Origin of the sequence: Paenibacillus sp. FSL R5-0923 (assembly GCF_038009145.1) — a bacterium.
Lineage (GTDB): Bacteria > Bacillota > Bacilli > Paenibacillales > Paenibacillaceae > Paenibacillus_AQ.
Genome location: NZ_JBBPAT010000001.1, coordinates 968,029 through 982,996 on the forward strand (window position 1 = coordinate 968,029; position 14,968 = coordinate 982,996).

General features: G+C 43.9%; 15 protein-coding genes and 1 riboswitch. Of the genes, 10 read left to right on the plus strand and 5 right to left on the minus strand.

What is annotated here, in order from left to right; translation table 11 throughout:
- The first annotated feature begins 40 nt into the window (after positions 1-40).
- From MKX35_RS04330 to MKX35_RS04340, 3 genes are all read left to right on the plus strand, one after another.
- Positions 41-703, plus strand: coding sequence for a glycosyltransferase (locus MKX35_RS04330; RefSeq protein ID WP_143759242.1), 663 nt, complete (start codon positions 41-43; stop codon positions 701-703).
- Positions 704-880: 177 nt separating this feature from the next.
- Positions 881-1,603, plus strand: a complete 723-nt coding sequence (locus MKX35_RS04335; RefSeq protein WP_042192810.1) for a hypothetical protein — start codon at positions 881-883, stop codon at positions 1,601-1,603.
- Positions 1,604-1,608: 5 nt separating this feature from the next.
- Positions 1,609-2,904, plus strand: a complete 1,296-nt coding sequence (locus MKX35_RS04340) for a polysaccharide deacetylase family protein (RefSeq protein WP_076298015.1) — start codon at positions 1,609-1,611, stop codon at positions 2,902-2,904.
- Positions 2,905-2,927: 23 nt separating this feature from the next.
- Here the strand turns inward: MKX35_RS04340 and MKX35_RS04345 are convergent, their stop codons facing one another.
- On the minus strand, positions 2,928-3,989 hold the full coding sequence (locus MKX35_RS04345) for an endonuclease/exonuclease/phosphatase family protein (protein WP_076298014.1): 1,062 nt from the start codon (positions 3,987-3,989) through the stop codon (positions 2,928-2,930).
- 156 nt (positions 3,990-4,145) lie between these two features.
- Between MKX35_RS04345 and rlmN the strand changes: the two genes are divergently transcribed.
- The 4 genes from rlmN to MKX35_RS04365 all read left to right on the plus strand — a co-directional run bounded on the left by rlmN (position 4,146) and on the right by MKX35_RS04365 (position 7,359).
- Positions 4,146-5,216 carry a 23S rRNA (adenine(2503)-C(2))-methyltransferase RlmN gene (gene rlmN, locus MKX35_RS04350; protein WP_076298013.1) on the plus strand — a complete coding sequence of 357 codons (1,071 nt, stop codon included), beginning with the start codon at positions 4,146-4,148 and terminating at the stop codon, positions 5,214-5,216.
- A gap of 77 nt (positions 5,217-5,293) precedes the next feature.
- On the plus strand, positions 5,294-5,581 hold the full coding sequence (locus MKX35_RS04355) for a DUF6509 family protein (protein ID WP_042192802.1): 288 nt from the start codon (positions 5,294-5,296) through the stop codon (positions 5,579-5,581).
- A 217-nt stretch (positions 5,582-5,798) separates the two neighbouring features.
- Complete coding sequence (greA, locus tag MKX35_RS04360) at positions 5,799-6,278, plus strand: transcription elongation factor GreA (RefSeq protein WP_042131553.1); 480 nt, start codon at positions 5,799-5,801, stop codon at positions 6,276-6,278.
- 151 nt (positions 6,279-6,429) lie between these two features.
- Positions 6,430-7,359 carry an AEC family transporter gene (locus MKX35_RS04365; protein ID WP_076298012.1) on the plus strand — a complete coding sequence of 310 codons (930 nt, stop codon included), beginning with the start codon at positions 6,430-6,432 and terminating at the stop codon, positions 7,357-7,359.
- Between the two features lie 76 nt (positions 7,360-7,435).
- Here the strand turns inward: MKX35_RS04365 and MKX35_RS04370 are convergent, their stop codons facing one another.
- The 4 genes from MKX35_RS04370 to rpiA form a co-directional block, all read right to left on the minus strand.
- Complete coding sequence (locus MKX35_RS04370) at positions 7,436-8,278, minus strand: aldo/keto reductase (RefSeq protein WP_076298011.1); 843 nt, start codon at positions 8,276-8,278, stop codon at positions 7,436-7,438.
- 58 nt (positions 8,279-8,336) lie between these two features.
- On the minus strand, positions 8,337-9,545 hold the full coding sequence (locus tag MKX35_RS04375; RefSeq protein ID WP_076284942.1) for an MFS transporter: 1,209 nt from the start codon (positions 9,543-9,545) through the stop codon (positions 8,337-8,339).
- 236 nt (positions 9,546-9,781) lie between these two features.
- Positions 9,782-10,750 (minus strand): Gfo/Idh/MocA family protein, encoded by a 969-nt coding sequence (locus tag MKX35_RS04380; RefSeq protein ID WP_076298010.1) that lies wholly within the window; start codon positions 10,748-10,750, stop codon positions 9,782-9,784.
- Positions 10,751-10,794: 44 nt separating this feature from the next.
- The gene (gene rpiA / locus MKX35_RS04385; protein WP_076298130.1) at positions 10,795-11,463 is read right to left on the minus strand and encodes a ribose 5-phosphate isomerase A; all 669 of its coding nucleotides are present in this window, start codon (positions 11,461-11,463) and stop codon (positions 10,795-10,797) included.
- A gap of 142 nt (positions 11,464-11,605) precedes the next feature.
- Between rpiA and MKX35_RS04390 the strand changes: the two genes are divergently transcribed.
- The 3 genes from MKX35_RS04390 to MKX35_RS04400 all read left to right on the plus strand — a co-directional run bounded on the left by MKX35_RS04390 (position 11,606) and on the right by MKX35_RS04400 (position 14,871).
- Positions 11,606-12,553 (plus strand): sugar-binding transcriptional regulator, encoded by a 948-nt coding sequence (locus MKX35_RS04390; protein WP_076298009.1) that lies wholly within the window; start codon positions 11,606-11,608, stop codon positions 12,551-12,553.
- Between the two features lie 116 nt (positions 12,554-12,669).
- Positions 12,670-12,773, plus strand: a riboswitch (purine riboswitch).
- A gap of 170 nt (positions 12,774-12,943) precedes the next feature.
- Entirely contained in the window at positions 12,944-13,558 is a 615-nt protein-coding gene (locus tag MKX35_RS04395) for a xanthine phosphoribosyltransferase (protein ID WP_076284939.1), read from the plus strand.
- Positions 13,552-14,871 carry a nucleobase:cation symporter-2 family protein gene (locus tag MKX35_RS04400; protein ID WP_042192787.1) on the plus strand — a complete coding sequence of 440 codons (1,320 nt, stop codon included), beginning with the start codon at positions 13,552-13,554 and terminating at the stop codon, positions 14,869-14,871. Before MKX35_RS04395 ends, MKX35_RS04400 begins: the two co-directional genes overlap by 7 nt.
- The last annotated feature ends 97 nt before the right edge of the window (positions 14,872-14,968 follow it).

The window sequence follows — 14,968 nt, forward strand, 5'->3', positions numbered from 1 at the left end:
ACAGGATTGTTAATAGATGCTTAAAAGGAGATAGGTCATATTGAAGCCTAAGTTTTTGATTGCGAAGTTAGTTTTTGTGTGTATGTTCCTTGTTGTTAGTGTAATGCCTGTAACTGCCGATGCTGCAGCCAAAGAGAAAAAGAGCTCACACAAGCAATGCTTTACGCCCTCTGTAATAGAGCTTAAGGATAATCTTAGGAAACTATGGAGCGACCATGTGATATGGACGAAAAACTACATAGTTAGTGCCTTTGCGAATTCCGAGGACAAAGAGAAGGTACTGGCAAGGTTGCTACAGAATCAGCAGGAGATAGGGAATGTTTATAAGCCGTATTACGGTGAGGCCGTAGGTGATAAGCTAGCTCAATTATTGCGGGAGCATATCCTTATTGCCGGAAAGGTAGTTGCTGCTGCACTAGCAGGTAATCAGGCGGATTTGGAAAAATACAATAAAGAGTGGTACGACAACGCTGACGACATTGCTAAGTTCCTTAGCGCACAGAATCCCAAATATTCGTATGAACAATTGAAAGAGATGCTTCATGAACATTTGGAGCTAATAACGGATGATGTGACAGCTAGAGCTAAAAAGGATTGGGATGCCGAGATCGTCGCTTTCGATAAAGGGCTCGAGCATATGATTATGTTTGGAGATATACTAACCGAAGGTATTGTTAAACAATTCCCCGATAAATTTAATTAAAACCAGAGCACCCGCAAGGGTGCTTTTTTCTTGTTATTGGCAAGAATTTAGGTCTTTTGATCCAATTCAAAAAGTTAGATATAAAGGCTCACTTACAGACAAGACAAGTAAACTATAATAGACTCGTGGGCACTCGACATTTTTTGACATTTTTTTATAATTGAGGTGATAAGATCAATGATTTCTCCCTTTTTTAAAAAGAAAGATTCAGTGGATAAGCAGTCCAAACCGGGTATGGTTCAAAAGGTGCAATTATCAGAAGAGCAGGGCGAGGAAGTAGAGGAACAGATTGCTGGCGAGACTTTAGCAGGAGTGGTTACTACAGGGAAAGCGCCGCTTGATAAAAAATCACTCGATTTGATCTTCTCCGTGGAGCAGATCATTCAGGCCAGACAGCATGCTGAGACGAATATTAATGAACTTCAGGATCGGTTGACTCATTCCAGCAGCCATGTTGAACGTTTGAACCGGGACATGAAGAATCTCAATAAAGTGATTGAGGAAAGAGAGAAGAACGTTCGAGAGCTTGAGCATAAATTGATTGAGAAGAATCTGAAAGTCGATCAAGTGCTGGAAGATTATCGGGAGCTTCAGACTACCCTCACTGCAGAGATTGAAGAATTAAAGAGTACGATCGATCTGGAGCATCAAAAGTATGTAAATCTGATCCAAAAGCATAACGAAGCTCATGCAGAGAAGCTCAAGAAGATGAATGATCTGGAAGAGAAGCTCGGACGGATTGAAACTGAGAACGCGCATTTAAGACAGAAATACGATACGATCCGCCAAGAAAAAGCATATCTCTCCGGTATGATCAGCGATTTTACAAATCGTATGACCGTTCCTTTTGGGAATGGAAGCACACTGGCGGGACGAAATGACGAAAACGGAGATACATAAGATTCATGGCAATGAATGAACCGAGCACTGTTCTAATGATTGAGTTGCTGTCGCTTGAGCATGAACAGGCCGGTTATCAGATTGAAGTAGGTTTAACCCGTGATATTGGGTATGCCAGACGCATGCTAAACATAGACGAATTTACATATGAACAACTAAACGCGCTGGCTCCCTTTTTCGGGGAAAGAATGAGATTGTCATTGTATCCGAAGTGGGATCCATTTCGTAATAGTTATTACAGCACACTGATTATTATGAACCAAACCTTCAGCGAAACTATGTATTTTGCCTGCTCTGAATATTATGTGTCTCAGCTTCTTCAATTAAAGCAAGTGAACGATCCCCATGTACAGGAAGAGATTACTGTTGAAACTACGTCACCCTCTATACCTCCAGCACGCAGGCTAAGAAAGAAGAGCAAAAAACGGGTTGGAAGATTTAGGCTGCAGAGTATCATGTTCGCTTGTTTAGTAGTTGTATTGTTGTCTCTTCGAATGGGTGGTCATGTTATGGACCGTGCAGAAGGATTGGAAGGTCCCTCACTAGGCGCCAGCGCTGAGGGGATCGAGAAAATAGTCTCTCTACCGTTCATTCCTCCTATTGGTAAAATAGAAACGACCCCTAGCCAGCAAGAGGAGTCTGAGCCTACGCCAGAACCTTCTAAACCTACACCAGAACCTACAGAGCCTCCTCAAGAACAAACACAGCGGTATGAGGAGATTAAATTAACCGGGAATAAATACACCTATAGCCTGCCGAAGGGTTACGTGGCTTTGTCATTTGATGATGGTCCGTCGAAGTATACGAAAGAAATCGTAGATATTCTAGTAGAACATGAGGTGGCAGCCACCTTTTTATTTGTTGGGAATAAGGTCGCTCATAATGTGGAAGCGGTTAAGTATGCGAATGAACATCAGATGTCGATTGGAAGTCATTCGTGGGATCATAGCAAGATGACCGACAATGGGGCTAACCAAAATCAGAATAATTTGGCGAAGGCTAACCAGGCATTGGAGCAAATCATTCAATCGCCGATTACTGTTTTTCGGCCGCCATATGGTGCGATTAATGATAAGTTAGCAGCCAAAGTGACAGAACAGCAGATGAAAGTATTGTTATGGAATCGTGATTCCGAGGATTGGAGACGCAAGACCCCAGAAGACGTCATTCAATTTGTTCATCATACTGATCCGTCCGGTGCTGTATATCTTTTTCACGAAAAGAAGATTACCGTAGAGGCATTGCCTGCTATCATTCAGTATCTAAAAGGGAAAAACATGAAATTCGTCATTTTTAAATAACATCAATGATCCATGATTGGGTCTTATCTTAGAATAAGAGTAGCTGTTACAGGGTTATGATCGCTGTGTTCAAAAGATAGGTCATGGCCCTGTACGCCACTTATTGTGATATTCGGTGAAACTAGGAAGCCATCAATTACAGCCCGGAAATTCACACCTTCTGAATAAGCTACATCAAGTGTCCGGACGGACGGCACTTTAGCATCGACAGCCCATTGAAAGCCCTCCGGTTTGAAATCTTCAGGGAACTGCTGCAGCCATTCTGGCCAAGCTTGTGTAGTCTCAAAGGCCTCAGGGGTTGTGCCCGGTAAAGAATGATTCCAGTCTCCGCCTAAGATGAGGTAATTACCTTTATCATTCTCTCTCTGAATATAAGTAGAAAGATATTCTAATTGCTGCTTGCGAATCGTTCCCCCTTGGTCAAAGGCTGATAAATGAAGGTTGATCAGGATCAGTTCTTTCCCGTTATCGACGGGGAATCTGCTCTCCAAAAAGGCGCGGTCAAGTTCAAACAGTTGACGAGGCCAGCTTTCTTTTCCCGGAAGATCATATCTAACGTTACTTGTGCTACCGAATTTAGATAAGGTTAATAAACCGCTATTTACTGAGCCCATCGGATCAAGAACGGGAATCGGTACCCAAGGCACCTTGTAGTTCGTTGCGAATACGTTGCTGTAATCAGAGAAGGTATTCGATAACAAGGAGACTTCATCTATATGGTTGCTACGAGAAGAATCGATATCTACCTCCTGCAACATAAATAAATCTGAGCCTGAAGTAGTCATCAGAGAGGCTATTGCCTCAAGATTTGTCTTCGTTTGTTCCTCGCTGCTTGAACGTGATTTGGTCCCGCCATCCATAAAGAAATCCTGATCCTTATCCAGACCAGCATAGCCAATATTAAAGGTTGTTATTGCAAAAGGTTCTCCATGCTTCATCATTTGTTCCTGATTATGGTTTACCGTTAGTGGAGTAGTCTCCTTCGGCTTATAATCGGTAATGGTAATATACAGTAAAAAGCCACCAAAGATTAGAACGGCAGCTAGAAGGGCAAAACCGATGATTTTTATTGTGGTTGAGCTCATTTGATTCGATCTCTCCTCAGATGTAATTTCATAGAACGGACTTCTAATGGTGTAAACTTCGACGCTTCGTTACAACTCCCCTTGTTTAAATAAAAAAAATTTGAGACAATGAGTAGTGATGGACTGAACTTTAATGTTTTGAAAAGAGGATAACGAATGAATATGGAATCCATTTATGGATTAACTTTTGATCAACTGGCGGCATGGCTGTTAGAACGTGGACATAAAAAATTTCGAGCTACGCAGGTCTGGGATTGGCTTTATCGGAAGCGGATTACAGAATTCTCAGAAATGCTCGATGTAAATAAAGATTGTGTAGAATTATTGGAGCAGCACTATGTGATCCATACGCTGGAAGAACATGTGAAGCAGGAGTCTGCGGATGGGACGATCAAGTTCCTGTTCCGTTTAAAGGATGGCAACCTGATCGAGACGGTGCTCATGAGACAGAAATACGGTTTGTCCGTATGTGTCACTACTCAGGTTGGATGTAATATCGGCTGCAGCTTTTGCGCTAGTGGACTGTTAGCGAAAAGTCGTGATCTTTCCAGCGGTGAGATTGTAGAGCAGATTATGAAGGTTCAGCAGCATTTGGATGCAGCAAACCTCGAACAAAAGGTTAGTCACGTTGTAGTCATGGGAATTGGCGAACCGTTCGACAACTTCAAGAACCTGCTCAATTTCTTATCGATTATTAAGCACCACAAGGGATTAGCCATCGCAGGAAGAGGTATTACTGTATCGACGAGTGGGCTTGCTAACAAAATCGTTGAATTCGCCGATGCGAATACACAGGTGAACTTGGCAGTATCGCTTCACGCGCCTAATAATGAGCTGCGGACGAAGATTATGAAGATTAACAAGGCCATTCCAATTGAGAAGCTAATGGAGTCCATAGATTATTATTTGGAAAAAACAAATCGCAGAATTACGTTAGAATACATTCTGATGAAGGATGTAAATGACGGCAAGGAGCATGCGCTTGAGCTGACCGAGCTAATCGGCGACCGGCGCCAGCTCGTCAATGTGAACTTGATTCCTTATAATCCAGTCGATGAGCACAGTCAATATCAAAGAAGCGAGCGGGAGACCGTACGAGCCTTTTTTGATACCTTGAAGAAGCAGGGCGTCAGCGTAAGCACTCGTCTGGAGCATGGTGTAGATATTGATGCTGCTTGCGGACAATTGCGAAGCAAGCAGATCAAGAAGTCGAAAGCTATGGCTTGAGGGACGGGCGACCCCTTCATGCAGCTTTTTGTGATACAATGACGTGGCAGGTATTAGGAAAAGAGGTTGATTGAGCAATGTTGACATTTACAAGCTACAACGTGGAGAATGTTAAAGATCCTTTTGGTATACTAACCGGTAAACGGTATGAATTCGTGGTTCAACTGGATGTTCCAGAAGATGATGAGCTCTATGTAGAGAACGGAGTATCCGCTAGAGCGATTATTAAAGTGGATGAAGATCAAGTTAGCATCGTGAGTTATGATCTACAGGAGACAACAACAGGTCAGTTGCTTGACTTTGATATGGAAGAGGACGAGGAAGCAGCATTACTCCTTTTCTGTAAAGAGCATTTGCCAGAATAATGATGCAGCATTGACATCCTTGCCCAATGTTCAATTGTGGCAGGGATTTTTATTTAAATATAAGAAAGTATAGGTTTTGCACCTATACTTTAATTTTTATATTTCTCGCTTAAACGCTTACCGTCCTTACAAGGACGCCGAAGGCGTTTATGCTTGTCGCATGAATGTGAAATATAGGTTAAAATATTAAAAAGCATCCAAAATAGGAGTTGTATACATGTCTAATGAAGAAGTGTTCTTGACCAAAGAAGGATTGGCTCAATTAGAGGAAGAACTGAAGGAATTGAAGGGCCCAGGGCGCAAGGAATTGGCAGCACGGCTCAAATTGGCGATCAGCTATGGAGACTTGAAGGAAAATAGCGAGTACCATTCGGCCAAGGACGACCAATCGTTCATGGAGACTCGTATTATGATTTTGGAGAAAATGCTGACCAAAGCCAAGATCGTAGATGAGAGTCAGATGGATCTGTCAAAGGTTAGTATGGGTTGTATCGTTACCCTGAACGATATCGAATACTCCGAGAAGATTGAATATAGAATTGTAGGGGCTGCTGAAGCAGATGTCCTAAACAACAAGATTTCCTATGAAAGTCCGCTGGGCAAGGAATTGCTGGGTAAAAAAGTCGGGGATATCGTTAGTGTAAACGCACCAATGGGTATCATCAAATATGAATTGCTTGAAATCAAAATGATGTAACACATGATAAAAAGGTCTCAACCTCGTTATAGGGGTTGAGACCTTTTTTAATTATAGGTAATGGCTATTGTGTATATTGATTTCATATCTTAGACGTCTTGCTCTGTTGCGCTTATAGTTTAGAGTAACTTAGAGCAGAGGAGTACTGTTCATGATCCAGAGCGTGTTATCAACGTTGTATCAAGTCATCGTGCCATTATCCATTCCGGTGATCGTCGGTGCACTGCTTGGACGGTTTAAGAATTTGGATACCAAGCCGTTATTGACGCTCTATTTATACTTTTTAACGCCGGCTATTATTCTTAATACACTGGCTACGGCCGAGATTTCTATGGATGATATTTACAAGACGCTCGCTTTTTCGCTGCTAAATCTATGCTTTTTATGGGCGATTGCAAATATCATCGGAAAGTTATTGAAGCTCGGCCCCTCTGAAATATCGGGATTGACTCTGGTCTCGACATTTACGAATAGTGTGAATTATGGACTTCCCTTGGTGTTGCTGGCTTTCGGACAGCTTGGGCTCGATAAGGCTTCTGTGTATGTGATTGGGCAGATGATTATCGTGAATACTGTGGGCGTTTATTTTGCGGCTAGATCGCAGTTCTCGGTGAAAAATGCGGTAAAGTCCGTGTTCTCTCTCCCTGCCATCTATGCAGCTATGCTAGCACTTTTTCTTAGAATATTTGACCTGCATTTACCTTCTGAGCTTGCTACAGGGGTCTCCATGGTTGCCGGAGGTTATTCACCAGTCGTACTGGCGATTCTGGGTGCACAGATGGTCAAAGTACGAACCATGTCATCTGAACGTAAGGGTCGGTCTACTTTTTGGACAGGGATGATCATTCGATTAATCTTAGCTCCATTAGTGGCATACCTCGGATTATCTATTCTGCATATTGATGGTATTTTATTCTCTGTGCTGCTGATTCTGGCCTCCATGCCAGTTGCCGTCAACGCGGTGGTATTAGCGGAACGATTTGAAGCCTCTCCAGAGCTGGTATCCAAATGTATTTTATGGACGACGCTTGCTTCCTTTCTTGTGTTGCCGATCCTTATTGTGCTAGTGCAAGGGGCGTAAAGACAAAAAGGACCCCTCTTTCATTTCTGAAAGATAGGGTCTTTTTTTACTGTTACTTAACCTAGCGGTTAATCTCTTAGAAGTCGAAATTATCAGGGTCAGGACCTACCCGTTGATCTTGGTTCAGAGCGTTGATTAGATTCATATCCTCTTCTGTTAACAGAAAATCAAACACATCTACGTTTTCGATGATCCGGTGCTCTTTAGTAGACTTTGGAATGGTAATAATTCCACGCTGCAGGTCCCAACGGATAATCACTTGAGCTACGGATTTACTGTATTTAGCTGCAATTTGTTTCAGTACAGGCTGATCCAACAATTGCCCTTGCATTAATGGAGACCAAGCCTCCAGTTGAATTCCTTGTTCCTGGCAGAAGCTAAGCAGCGCTTGCTGACTCAAATAAGGATGGAGCTCCACTTGGTTTACCATCGGCTTAATTTCCGCATCCTTCATCACATCTTCAAGATGATGGATCTGGAAATTGCTGACCCCAATCGCTTTTACGCGTCCCTCTTTATACAAGGTTTCAAGTGCTCTCCAAGTCTCTTTATATTTTCCTTTTACAGGCCAGTGGATAAGATATAGATCAAGGTATTCAAGTCCAAGCTTAGCTAGGCTAGCTTCGTAGGCGGCAATGGTTTCTTCGTAGCCCATATCTGCAGTCCAGACCTTTGAAGTTACGAAGAGCTCTTCTCTGGACAGGTTGTTGTCCTGCAAAGCTTCTTTGATCGCTTGACCTACGCCAGTCTCATTCTGATAGATCGCTGCTGTATCGATGCTGCGGTAGCCGTGTGCAATAGCAGATTTGACCGCTTGGATCAGCTCAGAGCCTTCTTCGACTTGAAATACACCAAGTCCAAGCCAAGGCATGTTTACCCCGTTGTGTAATGCAGTTGTATCCTGTAGATGTTGAGCCATAATAAAATTACCTCCTGAGATATTTAAAAGTTTGATTGGTATGTTAAGGCAAGGCTGATTAAGCAGCCTCAGACTGGAGAAGAGTTTCATCTTTCTTCTCCAGCGCACGACTCCAAGCGGTTAGGAATACAGCGGACAGAACCATTATAGCACCCACCCAAGTGGTATGAATCAGTCCCATATGATCCGTGACGATACCGCCAAGATAGGCCCCGATGGCAATGCCAGCGTTAAAAGCAGCAATATTCAGCGCAGATGCCACATCTCGCGCACTCGGAGCATATCGATCTGCAAGTGTAACTACGTGTACTTGTAGACCAGGTACGTTCATGAAGGCTAACAATCCCATAAAGAAGATCGTAAGTAGTGCAGCCACTTTGAAGGGTGCGGTAAAGGTTAAGACGAACAGTACAACAGCTTGTATAGCAAACATGTAGAAGAGGGCATTCATAGGGTTACGGTTGGCTAATTTGCCTCCAATGACGTTGCCGATGGCGATCGCTATGCCATAAACAAGAAGGATGATGGCAACGGTACTCTCTTTGAAACCGCTGATTTCATGGAGAAGTGGAGATAAATAAGTAAAGACTACAAAGGTACCTCCATACCCTAAAGCAGTGATTGCGAAGGCAAGCAGTAACCGTCCGTTCTTCACGAGTTTGACTTGTTCGCGAAGCGGTGTTCGGGTTCCTTTGCGCAGCCCTGTGGCAGGGACCAAGATCAGATTACCGATGAGTGCTATAAGCCCGATGGCAATAATGGCGATGAATGCAGCTCTCCAGCCTAACTGTTGCCCTAGAAAGGTGCCCAGTGGCACACCGGTAACAGTAGCTACGGTTAGCCCTGTGAACATGATCGCAATAGCGCTGGCTTTACGATTCTCAGGCACAAGGTCGGCGGCAATGGTCGAAGCAATCGACATGAACAGACCATGCGAAAGGGCAGATATTACTCTAGCTATTAGCAGAATTGTAATACTGTCCGCAGCCGCGGCAAGGCTATTGCCGATAATAAATACAATCATAATGATAAGCAATAATGTTTTGCGCGATATCGCCGTGGTCAGCGACGTTAAGATTGGGGCGCCAAAGGTTACCCCTAAAGCGTACAAAGTAACAGTTAATCCAGCTGTGGTCAGCGGTATATTCAGGTCATCAGCGATTAAAGGCAGCAACCCTACACTGATAAACTCGGTGGTTCCGATCGCAAAGGCGCTAATGGCTAAAGCCAGGAGTGCCAGGGTACTTCTTTTTTGGTTTAACAACATGTCTCTCACTCCTACACTCTGATAATCACCGGCCGGTAAGTGCAATTATGAAGGCATGAGTCATTTAAGTATAGTACGTACTTTAAAGTGCTATAGGTACTAAAAAGTACCTATAAGAAATCACCTAAGGATATTGTCATCCATTCCTAGAAAATTATCCGCAAAAAAGCGTTGGGCTTCCTTCAGTTGAAGGGAATACCAACGCTTTGATGATTGATCTTATTGTGTTCAGTATGTTATTCGAAGCTGTATTTGATTCCCCATTGTTCTCTAACATTACTCATAATCTCCATGACATCTAAAGAGAGATTAAGGGTTTCCTGGTTGCCGTTTGCCGCGATATAGCGCTGCATATCTTCAATTTCGTATTGCAGCGCTTTGGAAGTATCGCCGGCTTCAATCGTTTCTAGGGTGCCATCTAAATATTGAATCGTGGCTTTGGAGGCCCGTGGGAAATTATCTACGGTAATAAAGCCAAGTTCTCCAGCAACGACGCCGCGTTTAGGCATTTTGGAGCGCATGGTAAGGGAGATGACCGCCATTTCATCCGCATCGTTGTTCAGAATGATTCCGGATTGTTCATCGACGCCTGTCTCAAAACGTTTCACTGTCGTTAGAATTTCCTGTGGCTGTTTGGACAGGAAGAATCTTGTGAAGGACAAGGCATACGTCCCAATATCCAGCAGCGCCCCTCCAGCCAAATCTTTGCTGAAGAAACGGTTGTTCACATCATATTCTTTATGGCTGCCAAAGGAGACTTGCACCATTTTGAGGCGTCCGATCTTACCTTCATCCACGATTTGCCGTAGCTTTTTGTACAGTGGCATATGGTAGATGGTCATAGCCTCTGCGACGACTAAGCTTTTTTGTTTAGCAAGCTCGGCGATTTCCTGCAGTTGTTTGCTATTTACGGTGATCGCCTTTTCACAGAGGACATGTTTGTTATTCTGCAAGCTTTCTATGATGTATTCGTAGTGGTTACTATGTGGTGTTGAGATGTAGACGACATCAATTTCTGGATCTTGCAGCATTTCGCTGTAATTGCCATAAGCCTTCTCCGCTCCATATTGGCTCGCGAACGCCTGGGCTTTCTCTAAGGTCCGTGATCCTACCGCATATAAAGTTCCGCCGATGTCATCTAGAGCAGCCGCAAATTCAGTAGCGATACTTCCCGGGCCGATGATTGCCCACTTCAGATTGTTCATGGTTAGCACCTCGCCTGTTTTGATTGTTTGAGATTACTTAGAGATTACTTAGAGATTACCTTGATTCCACTTGAACCAGCCACAAGTGCTGAGGTAACTTCTTTCGTGAATAGGGAGGTCTCAATGACCCCGTTAATGGCTTTGAGTTCAGTTTGAAGAGCAGTGCTATCCTCTACCTTGTCAAAAAAGACATCCAGCAGCACATTGCCGTGATCACTGACCATATACCCATCCTTACTTGCGCTTGTTCGAATCTCAGGCTTGCCGCCCAGCGATTTCACGGAATGTTGAACATAACTAAGAGCATCCATAAGAATTTCCAATACTACGGGATGTTTGAAGGTTAGCTTGTTCACAAGTTTAGTTTCATCTACCAGCAATATATAATGATCCGCCATACTAGCAATCAGTTTTTCTTTCGTATGAATGCCGCCACCACTCTTAAGCGCATGCAGTTGCTCATCCACCTCATCACAGCCGTCAAAAGCAACAGCTATTCGGTCAACGGACCAAGTGGGTACAACCTGCAGTCCATTTTGGACACAGAGTGAAGCTGTAGTGAAGGAGGGGGTCACTACCTTTACCCGAAGATCTGCTTTTTTAATATTGCCGATTAAATAGGAAATCGTACTACCCCCACCTAAACCAATGGTTGTGTCATTCTCAATATACTTTAGAGCTTCTGCGGCACAACTTTTCTTTCTAAAGTCCATATTCAAAGCCGGTCATCTCCATTAAAAAATTGATAATCTGCACATTTGTGCAATATAATAAAAAATGTGCGAAATAATCGTCTACAGTATAGCTAGGGGTTATGGATTCGTCAAATCCTTGAAAAAAGCGAGGAGTTCTATCATGGATCGAAAAGAAGACAGAAAGCTGCTCATTAAGATTGCACAAATGTATTATGAGCAGAATTTAACGCAAAGTGAAATTTCTAATGAACTTGGCATATATCGCACCACCATAAGTAGGATGCTGAAGAGAGTCCGTGAAGAGGGCATCGTTACAATCACCATCAATTACGATATTGGAGATCATTGTACACTGGAGCAGGAATTGAAAGAACGGTTCGGGCTGAAGGAAGCCATTGTTGTAGAGGTAGACCCAGCCCAGTCCGGGGTGATCAAGCGTAAAGCCATTGGACAGGCTTGTGCAAGATGGCTGGAGCAAGTGGTTCAGCCGAAAGATACGATTGGGTTCTCTTGGGGAAGCAGCTTAGCTGCCGTTGTAGACAATCTGACCCTCGGACAGAGGCCTTTTGTAACCTGTGTTCCTACGGTGGGTGGTCCATCTGGAAAGATGGAGAGCGGATACCATGTCAATAATATCTGCTACCAAGCTGCCTTAAAGTGGGGTGCGCGCTCATTAATGATTGACGTGCCAGCGATCACGGAGCAAAAGGAAACCAGAGATCAACTGATGCGTTCGCAGTATTATCAGACCATTTCCAAGGCATGGGATCGGCTGGATATCGCTATATTCGGCATTGGATCACCGGAAATTAAAGGCGAAGAGGCATGGCGTGGATTTTATGGCGATGCTGTGATTGATGAGCTGGAGGACGGGAAAGTAGCTGGTGATATTTGCTCGCGTTTTTATGATGGCAATGGATTGCCTGTACGCACAGCAATATCGGACCGAACGTTGACCATTGAGCTGGAGCAGATCAGACGAGCGAGGTACGCTATTGGTGTAGCGGAATCGCTGGAGAAGGTTTCGGGGATCTTGGGCGCTCTAAATGGCGGGTATATGAATGTGCTCGTAACGACCGAAGAAACGGCGCAGAAGATCTTGGAGTAACCCCTACTAAATGTAAACAATTGAATTTCATGAAAATAACCTGAAAATGGTATGCAAAACACTAAAAATTTTGCTTGTAAGCACCAGACAGAGCGTGTAAGATATACAAGGTATTCATATCGAACATTAATAAAACTCATATAATCTTGGGGATATGGCCCATAAGTTTCTACCGGATAACCATCGTAATTATCCGACTATGAGTGAAATAGCGCATCTAGGGTTCCGCTTTCTTCTTTGGAGGAAAGGTCTGGACCGAGCGATGCGGACACTATGTAGTGTTACACCACTAAGGGACAAAAGCCCAGAAGGACAGATTCACTTGAGAGAAACGACTCAAGGGATTTGTCCTTTTTTTGTTTTTTAATGAAGAGGAGAGATTAGTTCACGATGAAAGTACTTCAAGAGCGCATTAGACAAGAGGGTCTTATTTTATCAGATACGGTACTGAAGGTAGATTCATTTCTGAATCATCAGGTCGATACGGAGCTAGCGCTGCAAATCGGTCAGGAGTTCAAAAAGTTGTTCGGTCATCAACCGATCACGAAAGTAATTACTATTGAAGCTAGCGGGATTCAGTTTGCCATGGCTACTGCGATTGCATTAGGTGTACCGTTTGTTTATGCGAAGAAAAAGAAAGCAGTAACGCTCTCAGAGGCTGTCTACTCAGCGCCTGTACATTCCTTTACTCGCCAAGAGGATTATCTGGTCAGCGTCTCCCAGAAATATCTTGGACCGGATGACAAAGTGCTTATTGTGGATGATTTCCTCGCTACTGGTGCTGCACTTGTGGGACTGGTTGATATCGTAAAAGAGGCAGGAGCAGAGCTCCTTGGCGTCGGCTGTGTCATTGAAAAGAGCTTCCAAGAAGGCCGGAGCCTTCTGGAGAACAGAGGCATAGAAGTCCATGCCTTGGCCCGTATTGCATCTATGTCACCAGGTGAAATTCACTTCATTGATAATGAAAGCTCATTAGAGAAAATCAAGGAGAGTGCGGGATGTTAAGCAAGCAAAAGGTATTTACGTTAGGTCTTCAGCATGTCCTAGCCATGTATGCAGGAGCAGTAATTGTACCGCTGATTGTTGGGGGTGCCTTGAAGCTAAATGGGACTCAAATGGCTTACCTCATCGCAGCCGATTTGTTCACTTGCGGATTGGCTACACTGCTGCAAATAATGGGCACCAAGTATTTTGGTAGCAGGCTCCCAGTTATTCTTGGATGTACCTTTACAGCCGTTGGCCCGATTATTGCGATTGCCTCGACACATAATCTGGCGACTGCGTACGGTGCGATCATTATTTCCGGTTTGTTCGTTGTTCTTGCGGCCCCGCTTTATGGGAAGCTGCTGAAGTTCTTCCCGACCATTGTAACGGGTTCTGTCGTGACCATTATCGGGTTATCTCTTATTCCAGTAGCCATGAATAACGTTGCTGGCGGAGAAGGCAGCGCTGATTTTGGACAACCCCGCAATTTGCTGCTTGCACTAATTACACTACTTGTCATTTTAGCAGTTAATCGTTTCGCCACTGGATTCCTGCGCTCGATCTCAGTTCTGGTAGGTCTTGTGGTGGGTACAGCGATTGCTTATGGAATGGGTATCGTTAACTTTTCTACGGTAGGTGACGCTTCTTGGGTAAGCATCGCACAACCGTTCTACTTCGGATGGCCTGAGTTCAGTCTTACTGCAATCTTCACTATGATCATCGTTAATATTGTTAGTATGGTGGAGTCTACTGGGGTTTATTTTGCAGTTGGTAAAGTAATTGATCAGAAAGTTGAACAGAAGCAGATCGTAAACGGACTGCGTTCCGAGGGAGTAGCAATTATGCTGGGCGGAATCTTTAATGCTTTCCCATACACTGCTTTTTCTCAAAATGTGGGTTTGATTTCGCTGTCTCGCATTAAGACCCGTAATGTTATTTTTGCCGCTGGCGGGATCATGATTGTACTAGGACTCCTGCCTAAGCTGGCTGCCTTGACGACGATTGTACCGAATGCCGTACTTGGTGGAGCCATGATTGTCATGTTCGGATCGGTTGCCGTTTCCGGGATATCCATTCTATCCGACGTGGATCTCCGTAAGGATGGTAATCTACTGATTGCTGCTTGCAGTATTGCTGTTGGCTTAGGTTCAGCGACACTTCCTGCAATGTTCGCAGAGCTGCCTGAATTTGCTCGGATGCTGCTGCAAAACGGTATCGTATCCGGTTCGCTTACAGCGATTGTGCTGAACATTGTCCTCTCCAAGACAAAGGATGATGTGCAGGTAGAGGATAACACCGTACCTGTTCTTGCTAAGGAATCTCAAGTGTCCTAAACTTAAGCTTAGATTAGCTTGCAAAAACGAAATAAAAGATCTGACTCAGCTTCATGGCCTGAGTCAGATCTTTTTTTTAATATAATAATTAATTCCA